The sequence below is a fragment of the Methylomonas sp. AM2-LC genome (assembly GCF_039904985.1).
In the GTDB taxonomy this organism is placed as follows: Bacteria; Pseudomonadota; Gammaproteobacteria; order Methylococcales; family Methylomonadaceae; genus Methylomonas.
This window is the reverse complement of record NZ_CP157005.1, coordinates 4,402,967-4,426,707: the sequence shown is the minus strand read 5'-3', so window position 1 is coordinate 4,426,707 and position 23,741 is coordinate 4,402,967. Positions and strand designations below refer to the sequence as shown.

Sequence of the window (23,741 nt, the reverse complement as noted above, 5' to 3'; positions counted from 1 at the left end):
TGTTTTAACGGGTTTGTTTTTCAAGCTGTTGGTGAAGCTATTGTACATATGGACAATAGGATAAAGTTTTACAGGTAGTAGAATTTTCATCAGGGCTTTATGTATAGGCAAATAAAAGTTTGCTAACAATTGTCTAATATAGAGTGTCCTGTTTGGTTCTTAAACGAACTTAATGGTGAATAAGAGCTTAAAGGAATCAAAAAAAATGGATTTGTGAGTCAGGTTTTGTAGTTTTTTTTTTATTTGGAGTATTTTATGGCAAAGACAAAATTAGCCCTTGCTTTTTCACTGCTAACAGCAACTTCGTTAGCGTCTGCATCTACAGAGACTGTATCGTCTGCAGGTTCTTTCACGGATACTGTGACATTTACTGTTGCAGCTGGTCAACACGATTATGTTACCGATACAGCAAGTAGTAGTTATTTTACTTCTACTGGTGGTAACTACGGTATTACCTTAAGCTCAGTTACCTTTTTATCAACAATATATGGCATTAGCTCATTAGTGACCACTTCCGGCCCTGGTTATGCGCTTGGAAGTACAACAGGTGGTTTTAGCAATATTTTAGTGGGTCCTGGTACATATACAATCTCTATTGCTGGTAACGCTTACACTTCAGGCAATTTTACTAATACATTAACCTTAACACCAGCAGCTGCAGTTCCAGAAGCTGGCGAATGGGCAATGATGTTGTTAGGTTTGCCTATGGTAGGCTGGATGATTCGTCGTAAACAAGCTGTTTGATTGACATGATATAGCGGTTGCATATTTGTGTTGCGCTACTTACAAAAAATCAAATTTAAAGTGTTATAAGAAGAAGCCGGAAAGTACCGGCTTTTTTTATGTCTTAGAGATAAGCGATTTCCTTTTGCAGTGTAAAGACCAAGTTGTATAACTTTATAACTCAATCATTAATAGTCAATATCTCCTGATCAATTTATGAAATACTATGTTTCACAATCTAAAACAATTTGAAATGGAATTTTAAACAAGTTGTAACTTTGTGCATTGCTTGTGTAAAAAGTAAGTTAGAGTAATATACTTGCAAAAAAATGCGTCACTCAGTAAAAATTGATGCGTACACGGATTTGTACAAAGACAGACTAATCATAATTCTGATATATGCTATTATTAAGTTGAAAGGTATGTCTTGTGTATTATTTCAGACTAGTTAAAAAGAAAAGTTGCTGAAGTAAAACAATTTTTCTAATTTTCATTTGTGTAAACTTTAAATTTATTGGGATTTGTGGAATGTTTAAATAAATATTTGCAAATTTTTACAGTATGATCTTTAGAAGATGAGTTATGTTTACCTGAGCATTTTGTATGAAAATCGTTACCATCATTTAGGATATATAAAATAATGTGCCGTTTATTAAAATTTTATTGGTTCACTTTGCTGATCTCATTGGTATGGTTAATACCAGTAACATATGCTGCAGATGTAATAGGGCCCGATGATGTACTAAAGATTTCGGTATATGGGCATGATGATCTAAAACTAGACACCAGAGTATCTGCAGATGGTCGCATTACATATCCATTAATTGGCGAAGTGGTAGTAAATGGGAAATCGGCAATTGATCTTGAAGATACTATTTCCAAGAAACTGATTGAAGGTGGATTCATTCATAATCCACAAGTGAGTGTCGTAGTATTTGAACATGTAAGTCAATACGTATCAGTTCTCGGTTATGTAAACAAACCAGGACGATATCCTCTGGATTCTACCAGTAGCGTTGTTGATTTGATAGCCATGGCCGGTGGTATTATAAATGGCGTGGGTGACACAAATGCATTAATTACCAGAACTATTAATGGTAAGCCCGAAAGGCAGCAATTAAACCTAAGAACTTATTTAGAGAATCCAGATGCAGCGTCGCCATTTAAAATGCTGCAAGGTGATGTACTTTATGTGCCGAAGGCTCAAATGTTTTACATTTATGGTGAAGTAATGCATCCAGGCGGATATCCATTGGAGCCGGAACTGAATGTAGTAAAGGCAATTAGTTTAGGTGGCGGTTTAACCTTGCGTGGAACAGAGAATCGCATCCATATAAAAAGAATGGATAGCAAAGGTGAGTTAGAAGAAATTGATGCAGAATTAAATAATCCTGTATTAAAAGACGATGTTATTTATGTGGGGGAGCGCTGGTTTTAACAAATAAATATATGTAAAAATTGTCTTTGTATTGACGAATAAGTTAAAGTAAAAATGGAAAAACTATGAATTTACAACAATTTCTAAATATTATTAGATACCGAAAAAAGATTTTGTTATCGGTATTATTAGGTTTAGTCTCTATTACCATGCTGGTTAGTGTGTTGTTGCCTAAACAATATGAAGCAAAAGTATCAGTGGTAATTGATCAGCGTACTGTAGATCCATTAACAGGTATGATTCAGCCATCACAGTTGATGTCGGCATACATGGCTACACAGGTTGATATTATTGAAAGTCATAGTGTTGCGCGAAAAGTAGTTGAAAAACTCAGGCTAGCGGAGAGTCCTCAGGTACAAGAAGATTACGCAGATGCAAATACCACGGCAAATATCGTTGATTGGTTAGCTGATTTATTACTTAAAAAACTTGAAGTTACTCCATCTCGAGAAAGTAATTTGCTAGAAATAACATATACTGCAGTAAGTCCAGAATTTTCAGCACTGGTAGCAAACGCGTTTGCAGATGCTTATATTCAAACTAGTGTAGAGTTACGTGCACAACCTGCAAAATTAAATGCAGATTGGTTTGATACGCAAATGCAATCGTTGCGTCAGAAATTGGAAACAGCGCAAGCAAAGTTGTCAGATTACCAACAACAGTACGGCATAGTCGCTATCGATGACAGATTGGATATTGAAAATTCGCGATTAACTGATTTATCACGATTATTAGTAGAAAGTCAGGGGCGAACAGATGAGCTTGAATCTAGAAGAAGCCTGCTCGGCAATAATAAAGGGAGTGAATCGACAGACTCAATGCAAGAAGTTTTAGATAGTCCATTAATACAGTCGCTTAAAGCTGAGTTAGCAAAAACTGAAGCTAATTTAGAATTTTTATCAAAAAAATATGATAGAAATCATCCACAAATTAAACAAGTAGAAGCTGAAGCAGCCAGTTTACACCAGAAAATAAATACAGAAATAAGACGAGTTCAGAATAGTATGCTAAGCGGTCTCACATCCGCAAAGCAAAGAGATGAAATTTTTGCAAAAGAACTAGCAGAACAAAAAGCAAAAGTATTGGAACTAAAGAAGCAGAGAGATGAAATTGCAGTACTCAGTCATGAAGTGGAAAATGCACAAAGGACTTTTGACACTGCAATGCAACGAACAGTACAAACACGGATGGAAAGTGAGTTAAATCATACCAATATTTCAATTTTGAATCCAGCGATTGCTCCGGCTAGTGCCTCGAAACCAAAGCTTCTGCTAAATTTCATTATTTCGGTATTTCTAGGGGGTATGTTAGGCTTAGGTGCAGCACTTATAGCCGAAATGTTGGATAGACGTGTGCGTTCAGTTTTTGATATTGCTGAAGCGCTGGATTTGCCGGTATTTGCGGTAATAACCCGTTCTAAATTTAAGGTAGAACAAAAGTATATACAACGTTAGACAAAATATAGGTGCATTTAATTAAGTGTGTTCCATTAAAATATAGAAAACTATGAGTAATCGTTAAGAAATGGATAACAAAATTACCAAAATAGAAAATAATGCATCGATAGGCTCATTATTGCTCGATGCTGGAAAAATTAATCTTTCAGATGCAGAACGCATAATAGCGCTACAAAAGCAAAAAGGCTTGCGTTTTGGCGATGCGGCAAAGTCATTGGGTTTAATTGATGACGAAGACATACAAAAAGCGTTAGCCTACCAATTTGATTACCCCTACCTTAAGATTACTGAGGAAAGTTTTAGCCAGCAATTAGTGGCAGCTTATCAACCGTTCAGTCCACAAGTGGAAGCCTTAAGAGCTATACGTGGACAGTTAATGATGCGCTGGTTGGTAACGCATAAAACGTTGGCTGTAATAAGTTTAGGGCGAGAAGAAGGTCGAAGTTGCTTAGTAGCGAATTTGGCTATTGTATTTTCACAATTGGGTGAAAGAACATTGGTTATTGATGCGGATTTAAGAAATCCAAAACAGCATGAGTTATTTAAATTGGATGGTAATTATGGCTTATCTGATTTATTAGTGGGGCGAGCCGATAAAAATGTTATAAAACGCATACCTGCATTTAGAGATTTATCTATATTGCCCGCAGGTACAGTTCCGCCCAATCCGGTTGAACTGATAAGTCGAGGTTTAAGAGGCTGCTTGCAAGAATTACAAGATGACTATGACGTAATTTTAATTGATACGCCATCGGCAGATCAAGGGATAGAGGCACAAATAACGGCCACATGTAGTGGTGGCGCCTTAATTTTGGCCAGGCAACATAAAACACGCTTAAACGATTTGAAAATGCTAAAAGAAACACTAGTAGAGACGGGTAGCCAGTGCTTAGGCGCAATAATGGCAGAGTTTTAACAAGAATTACAAATGTTAAATAATTATGCAAAATAAATCAGTAGTAATTTTTTTAATACTATTTTGTGTTTTGTCTATTTCAGGTTGTGGAAAGAAAAATACAGACAAAAAATCAGGTCAAATAGTGGCTAAAGTAGATAATGATGAAGTTTCAATTCATCAAATTAATTTAGCGTTGTCGCAAAGCAAAGATATAAATAAAAATAATTTGGAAGCGGCAAAAACCCAAGTAGCAAAAGGATTGGTAGAACAATCACTGGTTTATCAACAAGCAGTAGCCGATGGGCTTGATCGGGAGCCCCAGGTGATGTTGGTTATTGAGCAAACAAAGCGGCAAATTTTAGCGCAAGCCTGGCTTGAAAAGAAATCGCAAAATGGCATAAAACCAAGTACAGAAGAGATTCAAAAATATTATGAAGATCATCCAGAGTTATTTGCGAAACATAAAACGTATAAAATAAAAGAAGTAACAATTAATAAAACGGACGATAAAGAAAATAAAATTAATCAAATAATATCAGAAAATAAAAAGTTAGATTTGTTGCTTAGCCAATTAGATGCTGAGAAGCTGGCCTATAAAGAGAATATTGGCGTCCAACCAGCCGAAAATATACCTTTAGATAAATTGTCTGAAATCAGTAAGTTAATAGACGGTGAATACATTGTATTTGATAAAGGTGCATATGTGCTATTAGTATCTGTAATGGCCTCATCTGAAAATCCGGTAGAAAAAAATAAGGCGTATCCAATTATAGAAACCTACTTAGTAAATTTAGAGCGTAAAAAAGCGATTGAAAAAGTGGTGGAAAATTTAAAAGCAAAAGCCAAAATAGAATATTTGGGCGATTATTCGGCGCTAAATAGCGATCAACAAATTAAAGCACCTGCTAAAGTAATCGAAGAATCAGGTTCCGACAACAAGTCAAAAGATGATGTTATTAACAAGGGTGTTAAAGGTCTTTAGTAAACAGGTGAAATTTAAGGTGTCGACTAGTTCAAAAAATAAAGGGCATTTAGTGAGTCGTAAAGTGAAAAAAAAATTACAGGGCGCTATCGAAATAGTAATACTCAGCGGCTATATTGTTGGGAATAATACTTATGCGGCTTCATCACCAGACGATACAATAAATCCATATGTTGCTTCTAGCATACTTTATGACAGCAATTTTTTGCGATTAGGTAAAAATGTAAATCCACTTCTGGTAACAGGTAAGAACACTACAAGTGAGATAATCAAGACAGTGACAGCCGGTGTCAATGCAGATTGGCAGTTTTTCAGCAGACAGCATTTTTTAATTAATGCAAATGTAAATCAAAACTGGTTTCAAAACTTAACCGGTTTAGACTATACCGGATGGAATACTGAGGCTAAATGGAACTGGGTAGCAGGTAATTATCTTAGTGGCAACTTAGGCTACAAAAATCAGGAAACAATGGGAAGTTTTTCTCAGTTGAATGGCTTGGTGTCCAATATGCTTAATACCCAGAGTTATTATGGCTCTGGTGGGTATTTATTTCATCCAAGTGGTAAAGTATCAGTTGGGTTTACCAGAACTGATACGGTATACGATAGTATAACAAGGCGTGCTAGTAATAGTATTCTAGACGATTATCAAATTAATTTGCAGTATATAAAGCCAACCGGAGATACTATAGGGTTGCGCTTTATACTAGAAAATGGACAATATCCACAAAGGGAATACACATCCACGAGTACAATTGATAACTCATTCACAAGTTATAATTATGCATTAACATCAAGTTATCAAGCATTAGAGAAAATAAAAGTTGATGGCTATGCCGGTATAATTCAACAAAATTATGTGCATTTAAGTGTTAGAGATTTTACTACCTGGATTGCGCAAATTGGGTTAGATTGGGCGATGACTGAAAAAACAAGTATGAATTTACTTGTGGCCCGGAATGTTATGCAATCGACAAATTTATATGCCACCTTTCAATCAACTCAGGGGGTTACGTTAAAACCAACCTGGAAAGCAACGCCAAAATTTGCTTTATCCTTACCCTTATCCTATCAGCAAATACAATATCTAGGTAATACGGGTTTTGACGCAGCCATATTACAAAATCAAGATTATAACGATTACACCTCAAGTAGAGTAGGTATGACTATGAGTTATCAACCGCTGGATAATCTAAGTATAGGCGGGCAATTAAATTATGAAAAACGGGATTCACAAAACTTGAATAGATCTTTTGTTGATGAGTCAGCTGGATTAAATATTCAGGCAAAATTTTAGCAGAAACTAGAGCTTAACATTAATAAACATATATGCAAACTTGGGTAATTAAAGCATACAAATCAAACTGGCTGCTTCCATTAATAGGTTTTATGGCATTATTTATTCCGACATACTGGGATTTGTCGCAAGATCTATGGCTGACAGAAGAGCAGACACATGGTCCAATGGTGTTACTGATTTCGATTTGGTTGCTGAGAAAGTGCTTAATTGAAAGTAATATAACATTTACAGAGCATTCGGATGTTATAAATACTGAAAATAATGCCAATATATTGGGTAGTTTTTTCTTGGGTTTAGGGTTGGCGTTTTACATAGTAGGGCGCTCACAGGAGATGTTGGTATTAGAAGTAAGCTCCGAAATTCCAATAATAGCCGGTACGTTATGGTTACTTCTAGGTAAGAAAATAATCAATATTGTATGGTTTCCGTTATTTTTTTTATTATTTATGGTGCCACTGCCTGGAATAATAATTGACAGTTTTACTGCGCCATTAAAGCAATGGATATCCTATTGTGTAGAGCATATACTGTATCCAGTAGGTTTTCCAATAGCTCGCCAAGGTGTAGTGTTAATGATAGGCCAATATCAACTATTAGTAGCAGATGCATGTTCTGGATTAAATTCAATGTTTTCGTTGGGTGCAATAGGTGTTTTATATATGTACCTAATGGCACGAAAAAGTAAAATATTTAATGTAATTATGATTGTTAGTATAATACCAATTGCAATTTTATCTAATATTCTTAGAATAATTAGCCTGGTGTTAATAACATATTATTTTGGTGATGAAGTTGGACAAGGATTTTTGCATGGTTTTGCAAGTATAGTATTATTTAGTGCAGCATTAGGATGTTTTTTTCTATTAGATTTTATTCTCGGTTTAATAATAGTTGAAAAAGTTAAGTAATCACTAAGTTAAATAATTTTAGTTATATTAAAAACCATTTTTTTTAAAATTTATTGCTGGAGTAATATGCCGATTAAAACAAAGTCAGTGCTAATTTGTATGGTTATGTTTATATCGGTTGCTTTTTCCGTGTATTTAAAACCAACGGAAAAATTTGTCAGCCAATTTGCTAATAGTGATTTGGAAGTTTTAATACCAAAAAAGTTTGGGGATTGGACATATAGCGAAGAACAAGTGCAAATTATTAGTAATGTCCAGGTTGATGAAGAGCTAAAAAGAATATATACACAAACGCTTGCGCGAACTTATGTCAACAGCAATGGTGACACTGTAATGCTGTCATTGGCCTATGGCGATAATCAAGATAGGAAATCACAAATACATCGGCCAGAAGTATGTTATGCCGCCCAAGGGTTCAATATAAGAAAAGCTGAAAAAGCGACCATTGCAACATCGTTCGCTAATATTCCAGTCATGAAACTTTTTGCCCAAAAAGGTCAAAGATTCGAATCAATAATCTATTGGGTTAGAATTGGTAATAAATTAGTCCGAGGCAATCTGGAGCAAGGCATAGCAAGGGTATCTTACGGATTAAAAGGTTATATTGCAGACGGTTTGTTATTCAGGGTATCAACAATAAGAGTAGATGGTAAAAGTGATTATACTCTTCAAGAACAATTTATTAATCAATTACTAGCAAACTCTGAAGTAGGCGTGCGAGATTTTATAATCGGAAAGGATGATTAAAGAAACAATTGAAAACAAATTTCATATAATTTTGTACCAACATATTTTTTAAAGAACCCAAAAATGACAGTACCAGATATCAGTATAATAATAGTAAACTATAATGGTATTAATTTTCTAGAAGATTGTATCGTTTCTTTAAAAAAGGCATTTGAACGTTATAAAACTGAAATCATAATAATAGACAACGCATCAATCGATGGTAGTTACGAATGGTTGAAGAAGCGTAACGACATACTATTCGTGCCTAGCGAAGAAAATCTCGGCTTTACCGGAGGAAATAATGTAGCAGCTGAGTATGCAAGCGGTAAAATTTTGTTGTTTATAAATAATGATACTGTGGTAAATACACCAATGGATTACCTAATAGATCAACTAGCAGACGAATCGATAGGTATGATAGGTTGTAGGCTGGTTTATGGAGATCAAAGGCAACAGTTTTCAATCGGATATGAGCACACTCCCTTACGAATAGTCCTATCCTGGCTAGGCTTCGAAAAAAAACATAAATTACCCAAGTTATTTAGACGCGTAGAAACTAATCCTGCTGAATATTTAATAGAACATAGTAGTGTTGATTGGATATCGGGTGCCTGTTTTGCAATACGACAAAGTGTTTGGAAAACAGTGGGTGGTTTTGATACGCGTTTTTTTATGTATTGTGAAGATGTAGATCTTTCTGTGCGGGTTAGACAATTAGGCTTAAGAGTTAGTTATACACCTAAATGTACTGTAACCCATTACGAAGGTGCTGGACGGGTATGGATTGGTACTCCTGCACTAATAAGAACAGTTAATTCTTATCATTTATACACTACCAAGTATTACGGAAAGATCGGGGCTGTATTCACATCTTTAATGCTTAGTGGGGTATTCTATGCGAGAGCTACAGGCTATTTCTTGCAAGCAATACTTAATACAGAAAAGTCCAAAGTTCAGCATGATAAATCATCAGGATATGCCCAGGCGGGTACAAAACTGCTCAAAAATGTATTTGTGTTTGAGCATAATAAATGAATAAATCCTTGTTCTTAATTTTAGTAGTCTTGGTTTTGGGTTCTTTATCTGCATTTATTAAAAATTTTTGTACACTCGTTGGATTACCCAATATTCTTATTGTCATACGAGATCCATTACTAATTGCTACTACACTGTATGGAATAAGTAAGCTTAATTTTTTTTCCTCAATTAAATGGGGCATATTAATCAGCATATTATGTTTGTTCAATATAGGTTACCTTCTGGTTGCAATGTATGAAAACAAAATATATGCAGGTTTGTATTATCAAAGAAGTTATATGCAACCTTTTTTGTTTTTTATTGGTGCATATGGAGTTATGCAATCACAAAATAAAATTAACCTCGCAAAATATTTAGTCAAATTTATGGCTTGGTGGAATTTTCTATTATTTTTGTGTGCTATAGTTATTTTTCTAGTTTTAAAAAACTTTCCGCAATACCAGCATACTTTTTTTGCTGGTGAATCAGGTGATCTACTCTCATCAACTTGGTATATCTCGGGTGGGCTTTGGATGCGTATGGGGTTGCCCGCATCAGGACCAAATACCTTAGGGTTAATATTTTCATTAAATATTGTTGTATTTAGTGTGCTTTTAATTAAGCATACAAAATTATATGTACATGGTGTATCTAATAGAATTCTAGTGACCAGTTTGGTAATTGCAATAATTGGCTTAATACTGACTTTTTCAAGAAGTAGTCTGCTATTAGTTTTATTTGTTCTACCTATCTTAGTATTTTCAGGTGATATTAAGTCTGAGAAATTGTTAAAAATTTTGTTAACTTTTTTGCTAATAGCGGTATTAAGTGTTGTAGTTGGAATAGTGGCTGATACCTATAGTGGAGGATTTATATATCGTTGGATAGAATTAAATTTAAGTGGTAAAGATCCATCCATGAATGGGCACATGGACAGCATTCTCTACGCGATAAATCATTTTAATGAATATGTATATTTCGGATATCCACGTGGTACAGTAGGGCCAAAATCTATTATCTTTACTGGGGTTTTTAATCACGTTGAAAATTGTTTTTTCGGAATATTAATGGATATGGGGGTTTTTATAGCATTATTATATATTTTGTCAGTAATAATGTTGTTTTTAATCGGTTATAAAACAAAGGAGCAGATAGTGTTACTGTTGGGTTTTATGTTACCTTGTACTTTATTGCCTTATGTGTTTGAGCATGAATTGATTATTTATTTCTATTTTATCTATTTGACGATAGGTTTTCTTTTTAAAGATAAAGTTGCCGAAGATAAATCTATACCAAATAAAAAGTACAGTTATGGTGTAAATATTGTTTATGCTAAATAGACATTATATGAATTAATTTTTAATTTTATAAACAAAGAAAATGATAAATCATAATAATATTTTATGTTATAAAAGTCGTTACCCATGTTAAAGTCTTTTAGTCAGGAAGAAAAAAAATATTTAAATTTTATTGTGTTCTGGCGGCAACCAGATTGGGGGTTTTACAATAGAAGGAATGAGGCATTTACCAAGCACTTGGCAGTAAACGAAAAAGTAAATCAAGTCGTGCATGTGGAATGGTTACCATTACGTGGTTTGCTTCGCATGCTGTACAATTATCTTTATTGTAAAGATAAAGATTTAAAAGCATTATATTTGTTGCATATTAAAAAAGCATTAAGCCTGAAAGTAGTCAAAGTAAATGATAAATTAGGTTTATATACAATATTAGTCGTATCAAATCGAAGCTACAATGATTATCCTGGCGTTAATTTATTAAGTAAATTACAGCTGTTCTGTCTAAACCAGCAATTAAAATTAATTCAAGGCCCAAAAATAATGTTGGCGTACCCGCCTAACCAATATTTAGAAGCTATTATTGATACCGTTGAGCACGATTTGCTGTTTGTTGATCTGGTAGATGATCTGGAAACGGTACATACCGAAATAAACGGTCGCTCCGTAGAGAAAATGTATGCTACCGTACTATCAAAATGTAAAAAGGGTTACGCGACGGCCGATATGTTAGCTAAGCGCTATGCGCAGAAGTTCTCGTGCGATATACAATATTTGGCAAATGGTGTAGATAGTATAGACAATAGTCAAGATCCCCAAGCTGAAAATATCGCTAAAACGCCTGTGGTGGGTTATTTTGGTATTCTAAATAGAGAAGTCGATATATCCATTATTGAATATCTGGTGAATGATAACCCTGAAATAGATTTTCATTTTATTGGTAAGATAGAACCTACGATTGGCCCAATATTTTTAGAATTAGTTAAAAATAAGAAAAATGTTATATATTATGGTCAAATTGCACACAAAAACCTAGGTAAATATGTCAGTAATTTTGATGTGATGGCTAATTATAAAAAGGCAGATATTACGACAGCTGGAAATGATTCTATTAAAATTTATGAATATCTTGCAACAGGTAAGCCCATAGTAAGTACTTCAATTGCTCCGGCAACAAGATTTTCTGATGTGATATATGTTTCTGATGATAAAGCAGAGTTCTCGGCTTGTATTAAATTGGCAGTAAGAGAAAAAACACCTGAAAAAATTGCCAAGCGTAAGAAATTGGCTGGCGATAATACTTGGAGTAAGCGGGTGGAAATTATTCTAAATGATGTATTAAATGTGTTGTAAATCTTAAATAAGGTATGCTATTTTAAGTTGTTGTTTGATTCCTGTTTCGAATATTATAACTTATTCGAATATTTTTTTGAATCTCTTATAATATCATATTAACTTACCTAATATGTAGTGCAAATATTTTATGTTTTTTTAATGAATATGTATTCACTGACTTAATGCTTTTTATGAAGAACGTCATATTGACTTATATTTTAATAATTGTATTAAATAAATTTAATTGTGAATTTTTAAAAAGCTTTATGTTAATAAAATTTGACAAATTTATATATAAACTTGAGACAACAGTATGTTGAAGATTGATTTTATAAGAAAACTTTTCAATCGTATTTACGATCGTATAAGAAGGGATTATGCAAATCCAATTATTGCTGATTTTTTGGAATTTTATGTTAAATTGACATACTCAACCAGAAAAAAATCTGTTCCTCATAATTTGGATAAAAAATTAATAGTTTCCCTAACATCGTATCCTCCGAGATTTCCAAAATTACCATTGACTCTTAAATGTCTATTGTCACAGTCAATTAAACCCGATCATTTGATTTTATGGATTTCGCATGATGATAAACATGCTTTAACTCCAGAGATTCTTGCGTTGCAAGATGTCGGCCTTGAAATTAATTTCTGTGATGATTTACGTTCATTTACCAAAATTATACCTACTTTAATTAATTATCCTGATAGCATTGTTGTTACAGCTGATGATGACTTGTATTACTGGTCAACTTGGTTGGAAGATTTAACAAAAGCTTATCAAGAAGATAGTCGTTCAGTAATATGCCATAGAGCGCATCAAATACGATGTAATGGTGATGGATACCCTTTGCCATATAATGATTGGGTATTTGATACCGGCATTCAAAAAGTATCTCCACTAATTTTTTTAACAGGCGTTGGCGGAGTATTATATCCATCTGGTATATTTCACCCTGATGTGCTTGATGTCGATCAATTTAAAAAGTTATGTCCTTATGCAGATGATGTTTGGTTGTATTGGATGGTAAGATTAAATGGTGCAATGGTTAGAAAAATAGGTCCTGTGCGTGTTCATTACAATTGGAGAAATACTCAGCAATATGGTTTGGTGATGAATAATGTATATGGTAGTAGAAATGATGGTCAAATCCAAGCTATGATAAATGTTTATGGACTACCGGCAATGGTTGATGAAGCTGAAAATATTAATTAACCTATGAAGCCTTCAGTTTCAAATAATGCAAAATGGATTGCTCTTTCACAGATTATAAGAATAGCAGTACAGTTAATTAGTTTGGCAGTTCTTACTAGGCTGTTAAACCCACATCAATATGGTTTGATGACTATGGCTACTGTGGTGACTAATTTTGCAGTATTGTTCAAAGATATGGGGACAGCTGCGGCTATCATTCAAAGAAAAGAACTGACTGAGTCAGTTAAAAATACCGTCTTTACCTTAAATGTAATGATAGGTGTTTTTATCGCCATTGTACTAGTCTTGTTTTCTCCTTTAATCAGTGCTTTTTTTAAAGAGCCTGAGTTAGTGGTAATGTTATATATTTTGGCGATCATCTTTCCCGTAACCAGCTCGGCTGGCGTACATCAGGCGTTGATGGAGCGTAATTCCTCATTCCGTACTTTAGCAATAATTGAGTCATTTTCCTCTGTTACCAGTTTAGTGGTTGCAATTACAGCAGCCTATTTAGGTCAGGGTGAATATAGTTTAGTATATCAAGCGTTGTCACTTGCATTTTTATCTTCTTCACTTATTTGGTTTTATTCAAAATGGAAACCTGCATTTAGTTGGGATAAGTCTGAGTTTTCTGCATTATTCAGATTTAGTGGAAACTTGTCGCTATTTAATTTTATTAACTATTTTTCAAGGAATGCCGATGGCTTTATTGTCGGTAGGTTTTTAGGTACATCGGTTTTAGGTGCATACTCTATGGCTTATAAATTGATGTTATTTCCAGTGCAATCGTTAACTTTTGTTTCTACGCGGGCACTTTTCCCCATTTTTAGTCAGAAACAAAATTCACCTCAAGAAGTGGCAAGACTCTATGGTGCCACCATTTCATACATTTGTTACATTACAGCGCCTTTAATGGCTGGGCTATTTATTACCAGAGAGCAGTTCGTGCTTGTTGCCTTCGGTCCCAACTGGGGGGTTGTGGCCGATATCCTTGTTTGGTTATGTCCTGTTGGTTTTATACAGTCCATTGTTAGTACAACGGGTACGGTTTTTATGGCGCGTGGTAGAACAGATATTTTGATGCAGTTGGGTATATTGGGTGCCATTTTGCAAGTTAGTGCTTTTTTTATTGGCGTGCAATGGGGTGTAGTTGAAGTTGCGGAGGCCTATTTCTTTGCTAACCTTATTAACAGTATACCCTGTTTGATTATTACCATGCGGTTGTTAAATGATTCCATTTTATCACTGTTAATGTATATATTGCGCCCCTTGATAGTTTCGGTGCTTATGATGATGGCAATTACACTTTGTCATCGACATTTTCCTTTTGGTGATTACCCTGTATATGTAGTGTTAATCATTGAAATACTAGTTGGAATGTTAGCCTATTTTATTATCAGTTATTTATTGGCCAGACAGCAGTTAAAGGTGCTTTTAGGAGGTGTTGGTTTTTGATTGTTTGGTTTATTTAGAGTTTTATCGGGGTTGTTACCCCATGGTGCTGCGTACTCTATGCGGACAAAGGTTATATATATGGCGAACGGGAAGGCTGGCTGAGAGAATCTGGATTGCGAGTCAATATCCAGCGTAAAGCCACCAAAAACAAACCAACTAAATGTCAGAAGGAGTGAAACTGGCGCATTGCTAAAACACGAGCATGGGTCGAGCTTATATCTACCAAATATAGAACAAATGGGTGGCAAATGCTTGCGTTGTACTGGGCTGGATTGCGCAAAGCTACAATTGAGTTTTTATGCCGCTATCTACAATTTGCGACGATTTTACTTAATTTGAGCCAAAACTTGGGTTTTTAGATATTTCTGATATAATCGGATAAGGTTAATAAAACCTAAGCTTAATCAATAAGATTGAGTTTCTTTATATAGTTTTTTATTTTTGCGAAATTATGGTTTTTATCAGTTTTGCTTAGTTGCCCTTGCATTCCGTGTAATTTTACATAATTTTGATAAATTATATTTACTGAGTTTATATGGGATTAAGTGCTTAGCAATAAGCTAGGTCAATATGCAATCCTATGTCGGATCGCACAGTCCATTAATGGTTCGATTGAGCTATGCACGAACGGAACTTAGCGATCTAATCCAGAGTACTTTTTATAATGTGCTTAGCCATCTCTACAATTTATTCACAAATACTTTTTTTAATTCTTTATGTATTCGGTACTTAACAGATTTTTTGTGATAAAACAGCTTTAATTTAGCATATTTTTTATTAAAACACGGTAAATAAATTATGACTTCTAAAATAAAATATTGCTTTTGTCTTTTGTTTTTAATGGCGCCTATCTTTAGTAGTGCTAGTGATTATTTAATAGGCACTTATTATTTTCCGGGTTGGACTAATCACGAAAAAGGACTAATTTATCCCATTCCCTGGTCACCGGTTAAAAAATATCCGGATAAAGAGCCATTGCTTGGTTGGTATTCTGATAACGATCCAGCTATGTTGCATCAACAAGTCGAATGGATGCGTGAATATGGTATTGGCTATGTTGCTTTTGATTGGTATTGGGGCGGTAACCAGCCTTTTCTTTCTCAGGCAGTGGATGCCTTTAAAGCTTCAAAAGTGCCTGGAGAGATGAAATATTCAATATTGTGGGCGAATCATTTTAAATTCCCTGGGGGCGTTCCAGAGTATAAAAAAATGGTCGAATACTGGGTTAAAGAGTATTTTAAAGATCCGGATTTTTTAAAGATCGATGGTAGGCCTGCTATATTTGTCTTCTCAGTGGGGCGTTTTTTTGATACAGCCAAAGACTTAGGTGTTACCCCAAAAAATCTAATAGATATGGCCGATGAAATAACACAGAATGCTGGGTTACCCAAAATCTATTTTGTGGGTGAAGACCATGCACTTGAATACTGGTTTAATAATGTTGCAAAAAAGGCCGGTTTTTCTTCAGCCTCTGTCTATAACTACCGTTTAGGATATAGCGGTTCTGCTGAGTCTGTCACTGTTAATACGGGTGGTTGGGATGCGTTGGCTGCTGCTTATCATCAAAATTGGGATTGGATGATCAAACATTCTGCTTTAGATAATTATATTGTACCAATGTCAATAGGCTGGGACAGGCGTCCTTGGGGAGGCAGCAAGCCTGCTAAATTAGATGACTCTATACCAACGCCGCAGGAATTTGAGGCTCATTTGCTGGAGGCGAAGAAATTAATGGATGCATATCCAGTGAAAACCAAAAAAATGGGTATTATTTGTTGCTGGAATGAATTTGGTGAAGGTTCTTATCTCGAGCCAACTAAAAAATTTGGATTTAGTTATCTGGAGCAAGTTAAGGCTGTGTTTGGCCCATAATGCCCGCATTTTGTTTTTCATAAATACCAGCCTTTAACAAGTAATAAGGAATGAATAAGGTTAAACTAATCAGTTTGCGTTACCTTATTCTTTCCTTCATTAATTGTTGTGTACTTTAGTAATTAACTGGATGGTATGAAATTGTTCTTAATCTATTTACGGTTCGACTGAACTTTCCCTTGCATGGACTCTGATTATAACTTTCGAATTAAAGCTTACGTTTATCCATAAAAACATTCTGCATCCGATAAATTTTTACCTTGCTTATCTCTATCGGATAATATGAGTGCTTTCTCTATAGGCCAGTTAATTCCAATTTCTTTATCGTTCCAGAGAATACTCCTTTCATAATCGGGTGCATAGTAATTGGTGGTTTTGAATGAAATTTCGGCTGTTTCAGAAAGGGTTAGAAATCCATGTGCAAAACCTTCAGGTATCCACATTTGCTGTTTATTTTCAGCCGATAAAATAGCACCGACCCATTGTCCAAAAGTTGGGGTGTTTTTACGTAAATTAACAGCGACATTAAACGCATTACCTTGTATTACTCGCACTAATTTTCCTTGGGCTTTTGGCTGTAATTGATAGTGCAATCCGCGTAGCACACCTTTTTGTGATTTAGAGTGATTGTCCTGGACAAAATTGTGTGTTAGCCCGGTTAATTCTACAAAGTTATTCTGACTAAAACTTTCGTAAAAAAAACCACGATCATCTCCAATTAGCTTAGGAGTAAACAAAATCACCTCCGGGATGGTTAGATGAGTTGCCTGCATAATGTAATGGTATAGTTTAATAAATACGCGTTTTAAAACACGCGCTGTTGTAACAGTCTTAATAGGTATTGGCCGTAGCCGTTTTTAGCGAGTGGTTTGGCGAGTGTTTCAATTTTTTCGTCACTTATCCATTGGTTACGCCAAGCTATTTCTTCGGGACAAGCGACTTTTAACCCTTGTCTGCTTTCAATAGTTTCTATAAAGTTAGCGGCTTCGATAAGGCTTTGATGCGTGCCTGTGTCAAGCCACGCATAGCCGCGGCCCATAATTTCTACGCCGAGTTGTCGTTGGGCAAGATACACTTTATTAACATCTGTTATTTCCAGTTCACCACGTGGCGAAGGTTTTAGGTTGGCGGCAATGTCGACAACTTGTTGGTCATAAAAATATAAGCCCGTAACGGCGTAGTTGCTTTTGGGTTGCGCAGGCTTTTCTTCAAGAGAAATGGCCTTACCTTGGGTGTCGAAACTGACAACGCCGTATCTTTCCGGGTCGTGAACATGATATGCAAATACTGTTGCCCCTTGATCTTTAGAGTCGGCGTTTTTAAGTTGTAAGTGTAGGTCGTGTCCATAAAAGATGTTATCACCTAACACTAGGGCGCTGGGGTGGTTGCCAATAAAATTACGACCAATAATAAATGCTTGTGCCAAACCGTCTGGGCTTGGTTGGATTGCGTAATTGAGGTTTATGCCCCAGTCGCTGCCATCTCCCAATAGATGTTGAAATAAGGGGGTATCTTGTGGCGTAGAAATGATCAGTATATCGCGTATGCCGCTCAGCATGAGTGTGCTGAGTGGGTAATAAATCATGGGCTTGTCGTAAATGGGTAGTAACTGTTTGGAGATGGCTTTGGTGACAGGATACAGCCGTGTTCCAGAGCCGCCTGCTAAAATGATACCTTTGCGTTGGGTCATATGTTTTGATTTGCTAAAGATGGGTAAGTAATGGGTTATGCCGGTATTCTGCTGAAAATGTAATTATTGTTCAATTTTACACACTACGCCCATTATAGTTTTTTTCTACCCATTGACGGTAATTGCCCGATAATACCGTTTCTACCCAATCTTGGTTGTCAAGATACCATTGCACCGTTTTGCGTATACCTGTTGTAAAGGTTTCTGCGGGTTTCCAGCCGAGCTCGCGCTCAATTTTGCTGGCGTCTATCGCGTAACGGCGGTCATGACCTGGTCTGTCGGTGACATAGGTGATTTGTTCGCTATAGCTTTTTTGATCTGGTCTGCCGCGCAGTTCGTCCAGCAGTGTGCATACGGTGTTTACGATCATAATATTGGGCATTTCATTCCAACCGCCTATATTATAAGTTTCTCCTGTGATGCCGGCTTCCAGGACGCGGCGGATGGCGCTACAATGGTCTTTAACGTATAACCAGTCACGGATTTGCATGCCATCGCCATAGACAGGTAAGGCTTTTCCGGCAAGCGCATTAACTATGATTAATGGAATCAGTTTTTCTGGGAAGTGGAAAGGACCGTAGTTATTGGAGCAATTAGTGGTTAACACCGGCAATCCATAGGTGTGATGATAGGCGCGCACTAAATGATCACTTGCTGCTTTACTGGCAGAGTATGGGCTGTTGGGTTCGTAACGGTTATTTTCAGTAAACGCGTGGTCATTTTTGTTTAATGAGCCGTATACTTCATCGGTGGATACATGCAGGAAACGAAACTGTGTTTTGTTTTCGTCTGTTAAGGTTGTCCAGTAGGCGCGTACGGCATCCAGTAAGCGGAATGTTCCAAGGATGTTGGTTTGTATAAAGTCTTCTGGGCCGTGAATAGATCGGTCTACATGACTTTCAGCTGCGAAATTGAGTATTGCTCTGGGTTGGTGTTTGTTGAGCAAGCGGTTAATCAGGTTAGTGTCACCGATATCACCCTGCACGAAAATATGCCTTTTATCTGTCGCAATTGATGCCAAATTCTGAAGATTACCTGCATAGGTGAGTACATCTAGATTTATAACGGGTTCATCGTGGCTTTCTAACCAGTCAAGTACAAAATTTGAACCGATAAATCCCGCACCGCCTGTAACTATAATACTCATTATTGAATCCAAATCCGGTAAAAATATATTCTAATTGATTATGACACGTATATTCAATTTATTTATCAGCAGTTATGCTAAAAAATTTGTACGCTGATATTGGTATGTGTAGTTTACAATAGTAGATTCATCTAGTTCAATATTTCTGCTAATAGTAAAGTGTTTTTATTTTTTTCAGTATGTATTTTTGTGGTTCCCTTAAGTTTTGTTTTGTTATGAGAGTATTGCGTTGTGAAAAAAATTATTTTATTTGTACACCAATCTGCTGATTTATACGGCTCTGATAAAGTTTTGCTTGCTTTGGTAACAGGTTTAGATCAAGAGAAGTTTCAACCTATTGTCTTGCTGCCTTTTACTGGGCCTTTACTGGATAAATTTATTGAAGCAGGTATTGAGTGTCACGTTATACCAATTACGCGGCTTTCACGAGCCACTTTATCACTGAAAGGGGTACTGGGCTTACCAGGTCATTTGATTAAAAGTACAGTTGCAATTAATCACGTGTTACAAGGCAGGCAGGTTGATATCGTACATTCAAATACATTAGCTGTATTATCCGGTGCAATTTGGAGTCGATTTTATCGTATACCTCATATTTGGCATGTACATGAAATTATTCTCCGACCTGCAATGGTGCGTAAAATCTATGCATTTTTGCTATCATTTTTTGCTGATACGATAATCTGTATTTCAAACGCAACTAAGTCTAATTTATTACTTGATAATCCTGCGCTTAACGACAAGATAAGGGTCGTTTGGAATGGCTTGATACGTGATCATGTGCTAAATTCAGAGTCTGTTAGACACACTCGCAATGCATATGGCGTAAAAGATGACGAAGTGCTTTTAGTATTAGTTGGACGTATAAATCGATGGAAAGGGCAGCATCTGCTAGTAAATGCAGTTGAAATTTTATGGCACAAAGGTATACGTAATTTAAAAATTCTATTTGTAGGTAGTGTAGTACCCGGCCAAGAGAATTTTTTAACGGATTTGGAAGCAGCAATCGATAAATCACATGCAAAACAATGTTTTATCATACAATCATTCACTGAAGATATTTGGACCATATGGGATGCTTGTGATATTGGAGTTATACCATCTACTGAACCAGAACCTTTTGGTATGGTTGCTTTAGAAGCAATGGCTTCTTCAAAAGCTGTCATTGCTGCAAATCATGGAGGTTTGGCAGAAATTGTGCTTACAGATGAAACTGGGTTGCTGGTGACCCCCAATGATCCTATCGAATTGGCAAGTGCAATAAATAGGCTTGCTGGGGATGCTGCTATACGGCAAAATATGGGGCGTGCCGCATATAATCGATACGCATCAGATTTTACACTTACAAAGTATGTAAAAAACATTACCCAAATATACGATGAGCTCTAGTTATCTGGGTAATTGTGTTTAGTTGGGTGGTTGACCCGTAGACGTTGGTTAGTTATATATTCGCAATACTCCAATCAAGCAATTAAAATTTAGGCAAAAATAATAACTTATTTAAGTAATGAAGGTTAATTGATTTTTTTATATCTATAATATAATTTTAATGTGATATGGTTAAAAGTTTAAGGCAGCTGCTTGATATATTATGCGAAAGTACAATTTAATTGAAGATGTTCACTTTAGGGTTTATCAAAGTTTTAATTAATGGTTTTTAGGTAAGGCGCGACAATTTGAGCTTAGCTTGTCTAAATATGCTATTTATAAGGTTGAGTTGTCTCACTATTTAAGAATGAGGGCTGGATGAAAAAAATACGTATTCTTGGAACGAGAGGAATTCCTGCTGCTCATGGTGGGTTTGAAACATTTGCGGAGCATTTAGCTCTTTATCTTGCAGAACAGGGTTGGTCGGTAACGGTTTATAACCAAGCGGATGATGGTTATAAAATCTGGGAAGATGAGTGGTGTGGTGTGCGTAGGGTACATATTCCGGTCAAGTTAAAAGGTTCAATTGCTACAATAATTTTTGACTTGAAATCGACTTTACACGCCGCAAGAGAATCGGATTTAATTCTTACTTTAGGTTATAACACTGCTGTTTTTTGTTTAATCTACCGATTAAAGGGTATCTGTAATCTGATTAATATGGATGGTCTGGAATGGCAGCGCGCCAAATGGCCTAAGCCCGTTCAGGCCTGGTTTTATATCAATGAGCGTTTTGGATGTTGGTTGGGTAATCATTTGATCGCAGATAACCCTGGGATAGTAGATCATCTGCTTACACGGGTTTCCCCAGATAAAATTACTATGATTCCATATGGAGCCGATGCTGCTGATAAAGTTGATAAGTCTGTGTTATCTACTTATGGACTTGAACCTGGCGAATATTTAACGCTAATCGCTCGCCCAGAACCCGAAAATTCGGTACTTGAAATTGTTAAAGCATTTTCTCGAAAACCGCGCGGAAAAACACTGTTGGTTTTGGGTAAGTACGATGAAACCCATACTTATCAGAAAGCTGTTTTGGAATCAGCCAGCGCAGAGGTAAAATTTGTAGGTGCGATTTACGATAAGCAGGTTGTTAAATCTTTGCGTTATTTTTGTGCTGTTTATATTCATGGTCATCAGGTTGGTGGTACCAATCCTTCGTTGATAGAAGCTATGGGGGTTGGTAATCCTGTTTTAGCAAATGACAATAAATTTAATCGTTGGGTTGCTGGGGAGGCGGCACGTTATTTTCATGACGAAGAGAGTTGTGCCATACAACTTGATGCTATCTTAAATGATCCACAGTTACTGTTGTCAATGAGTGAGAATATCTTAGCTCGCTATAAAGCAGAGTTTACTTGGGAACATGTGTTGTCTGACTATGAAGCTTTATTAACTAAATGGCTTTGATTATATGTAACTACTCACTCAGCTGGTTAGCTACCTAAATTTTGGTGTTGGTTTACTTGGGCAGAAGCAGTGGCAATTCCATTCTGTTACTTTAGTCAAACATCTCTGTTGAACGTCTTATGCTAGGCAAACCGGCACTAAGAGCCAATTTGTTAGCTCTTTGGCGGTTTTTGAAAAACCGAGTGAGTAGTTATGAAATTTCAACTTACGTTATTATATTATCGAATATTGAAATGTCGTTTACCTAAGATTGTAAAAGGTTCCAGCAGATTAAAGGTATTGAACAGCTCTTAGCTGTTGCCGACAATCCTAAAATTGATTGACATTCTGGCTCTGTAATTCTGACACTAACTAGTGGGCATCAAAACTTATATTTTGAATTTGTTGTTGAATGATTGCCGCTTATTATTTTTTAATCCCTAGCAAAACAAACCTAGGCATCCAATGAAGATTGATAAAATGGAAAATTAAATATGGAAGGGCAACAGACAATATTAATATAAAAAAATCTGGCCAATCTCTGCTTCTCAATGTTATGTTTATTGGTTGGCTTAAATACATTATTATCAAAGAAGCAGATCCTAAAGATGCCATCATTTTTCCAATTAAACGGTATTTTGAGATAAAGATAACGACTTTCAAAACTATCAACACCAGTGAAATTGCAAAAATCAGACTAACAATTGGTAAACCAAACAAAGATGATTTCATATCGAAAGCAATAAGTGTAGCGTATCCACTGCAAAATATTAATAAACAGGAACTAGTGCCTAATGTCGATAGTATTTGCATAAGCTTAGATTTGAGAAGATTTTGAGTGCTTGCAAGGTGTCCTGTCCAGAAAAAAACAAGAGCAATCGGTACTACTTCTGCAGCTAAAGGAAGTCTCACAGGTGTTTTTTGTAATGTTAGGGTAGCACAGATCAATATTATAAATACCATTTGACGAGAAAGTGGATTATAAGTCCCCCCCCCCCCATATTTTAAAAGTGTATTATAAGAAATTTGAGTGATAAATAGACAACTGATAAACCAAAATACACCAAACCAACCCTTTAGTACGAATCCGCCGTAAATTAACCCGCAAAAAAAGGGTAAAGCTTGAAAAGAAGGATGGATAATTGTAGCTACTATGGGTTTTATATTTAATAATAAGAGGAAAGCCATATATGGGATAAGTAGAGAAGTGCTTCTCTTCTTGATAAGAACCATAGTCATCTCTGGTTTATATAACATGCCGGATAGTATAAAAAAAAGTGGCATATGGAACAGATAGATAAATCTGGCAAGTTGTTGAAGCACTGTGTCGAGGGAATTAATAAAGACATGGGCAGTAACAACTAAAACAATACCTAACCCTTTTGCTTGATCAATCCAGTCAATTCGATCTATTTTATTTATTTCAATTATTAAGTTAAGCTGAATGTTTTTTGATGACCGAATATACAGTTCATCACCA

Annotated in this window: 20 protein-coding genes; 16 read left to right on the top strand and 4 right to left on the bottom strand. The window is 35.8% G+C overall.

Annotated features, from left to right (window positions below; genetic code table 11):
* Positions 1–255: 255 nt before the first annotated feature.
* From ABH008_RS19660 to ABH008_RS19595, 14 genes are all read left to right on the top strand, one after another.
* Positions 256–744 carry an FxDxF family PEP-CTERM protein gene (locus ABH008_RS19660; RefSeq protein WP_347987308.1) on the top strand — a complete coding sequence of 163 codons (489 nt, stop codon included), beginning with the start codon at positions 256–258 and terminating at the stop codon, positions 742–744.
* Between the two features lie 619 nt (positions 745–1,363).
* A complete protein-coding gene (locus ABH008_RS19655; RefSeq protein ID WP_347987307.1) occupies positions 1,364–2,161 on the top strand; it encodes a polysaccharide biosynthesis/export family protein in 798 nt (265 codons plus the stop codon).
* 65 nt (positions 2,162–2,226) lie between these two features.
* Positions 2,227–3,615: a chain length determinant protein EpsF gene (gene epsF / locus ABH008_RS19650; RefSeq protein WP_347987306.1), complete on the top strand. Its 1,389-nt coding sequence runs from the start codon at positions 2,227–2,229 to the stop codon at positions 3,613–3,615.
* 70 nt (positions 3,616–3,685) lie between these two features.
* Positions 3,686–4,534: a chain length determinant protein tyrosine kinase EpsG gene (epsG, locus tag ABH008_RS19645; RefSeq protein WP_347987305.1), complete on the top strand. Its 849-nt coding sequence runs from the start codon at positions 3,686–3,688 to the stop codon at positions 4,532–4,534.
* Positions 4,535–4,559: 25 nt separating this feature from the next.
* Complete coding sequence (locus ABH008_RS19640; protein WP_347987304.1) at positions 4,560–5,498, top strand: EpsD family peptidyl-prolyl cis-trans isomerase; 939 nt, start codon at positions 4,560–4,562, stop codon at positions 5,496–5,498.
* Between the two features lie 19 nt (positions 5,499–5,517).
* A complete protein-coding gene (locus ABH008_RS19635) occupies positions 5,518–6,795 on the top strand; it encodes an outer membrane beta-barrel protein (protein ID WP_347987303.1) in 1,278 nt (425 codons plus the stop codon).
* A 32-nt stretch (positions 6,796–6,827) separates the two neighbouring features.
* Complete coding sequence (gene xrtB, locus ABH008_RS19630; protein ID WP_347987302.1) at positions 6,828–7,706, top strand: exosortase B; 879 nt, start codon at positions 6,828–6,830, stop codon at positions 7,704–7,706.
* 66 nt (positions 7,707–7,772) lie between these two features.
* Positions 7,773–8,453, top strand: coding sequence for an exosortase-associated protein EpsI, B-type (gene epsI / locus ABH008_RS19625; protein ID WP_347987301.1), 681 nt, complete (start codon positions 7,773–7,775; stop codon positions 8,451–8,453).
* Between the two features lie 63 nt (positions 8,454–8,516).
* Positions 8,517–9,470 (top strand): glycosyltransferase family 2 protein, encoded by a 954-nt coding sequence (locus ABH008_RS19620; protein ID WP_347987300.1) that lies wholly within the window; start codon positions 8,517–8,519, stop codon positions 9,468–9,470.
* Entirely contained in the window at positions 9,467–10,792 is a 1,326-nt protein-coding gene (locus ABH008_RS19615) for an O-antigen ligase family protein (protein WP_347987299.1), read from the top strand. The genes ABH008_RS19620 and ABH008_RS19615 overlap by 4 nt, the downstream gene beginning before the upstream one ends.
* 84 nt (positions 10,793–10,876) lie before the next feature.
* Entirely contained in the window at positions 10,877–12,100 is a 1,224-nt protein-coding gene (locus ABH008_RS19610) for a hypothetical protein (RefSeq protein ID WP_347987298.1), read from the top strand.
* Between the two features lie 295 nt (positions 12,101–12,395).
* A complete protein-coding gene (locus ABH008_RS19605; RefSeq protein ID WP_347987297.1) occupies positions 12,396–13,298 on the top strand; it encodes a hypothetical protein in 903 nt (300 codons plus the stop codon).
* Positions 13,299–13,301: 3 nt separating this feature from the next.
* Positions 13,302–14,732 carry an MOP flippase family protein gene (locus tag ABH008_RS19600; RefSeq protein ID WP_347987296.1) on the top strand — a complete coding sequence of 477 codons (1,431 nt, stop codon included), beginning with the start codon at positions 13,302–13,304 and terminating at the stop codon, positions 14,730–14,732.
* Positions 14,733–15,530: 798 nt separating this feature from the next.
* Positions 15,531–16,604 (top strand): glycoside hydrolase family 99-like domain-containing protein, encoded by a 1,074-nt coding sequence (locus ABH008_RS19595; RefSeq protein ID WP_347987295.1) that lies wholly within the window; start codon positions 15,531–15,533, stop codon positions 16,602–16,604.
* Positions 16,605–16,825: 221 nt separating this feature from the next.
* Here ABH008_RS19595 and rfbC read toward each other — a convergent pair whose 3' ends face one another.
* The 3 genes from rfbC to rfbB form a co-directional block, all read right to left on the bottom strand.
* Positions 16,826–17,377, bottom strand: a complete 552-nt coding sequence (gene rfbC, locus ABH008_RS19590; protein ID WP_347987294.1) for a dTDP-4-dehydrorhamnose 3,5-epimerase — start codon at positions 17,375–17,377, stop codon at positions 16,826–16,828.
* Between the two features lie 32 nt (positions 17,378–17,409).
* Positions 17,410–18,294: a glucose-1-phosphate thymidylyltransferase RfbA gene (gene rfbA / locus ABH008_RS19585; protein ID WP_347987293.1), complete on the bottom strand. Its 885-nt coding sequence runs from the start codon at positions 18,292–18,294 to the stop codon at positions 17,410–17,412.
* Between the two features lie 76 nt (positions 18,295–18,370).
* Positions 18,371–19,441: a dTDP-glucose 4,6-dehydratase gene (gene rfbB / locus ABH008_RS19580; RefSeq protein WP_347987292.1), complete on the bottom strand. Its 1,071-nt coding sequence runs from the start codon at positions 19,439–19,441 to the stop codon at positions 18,371–18,373.
* A 231-nt stretch (positions 19,442–19,672) separates the two neighbouring features.
* On the opposite strand from rfbB, the gene ABH008_RS19575 reads away from it, so the two are divergent.
* Together ABH008_RS19575 and ABH008_RS19570 are read left to right on the top strand one after the other, a co-directional pair.
* Positions 19,673–20,830 carry a glycosyltransferase family 4 protein gene (locus ABH008_RS19575; protein ID WP_347987291.1) on the top strand — a complete coding sequence of 386 codons (1,158 nt, stop codon included), beginning with the start codon at positions 19,673–19,675 and terminating at the stop codon, positions 20,828–20,830.
* A 357-nt stretch (positions 20,831–21,187) separates the two neighbouring features.
* Positions 21,188–22,282, top strand: a complete 1,095-nt coding sequence (locus ABH008_RS19570) for a DUF1972 domain-containing protein (RefSeq protein ID WP_347987290.1) — start codon at positions 21,188–21,190, stop codon at positions 22,280–22,282.
* 405 nt (positions 22,283–22,687) lie between these two features.
* Here ABH008_RS19570 and ABH008_RS19565 read toward each other — a convergent pair whose 3' ends face one another.
* The gene (locus tag ABH008_RS19565) at positions 22,688–23,656 is read right to left on the bottom strand and encodes an acyltransferase family protein (RefSeq protein ID WP_347990001.1); all 969 of its coding nucleotides are present in this window, start codon (positions 23,654–23,656) and stop codon (positions 22,688–22,690) included.
* Positions 23,657–23,741: the final 85 nt, after the last annotated feature.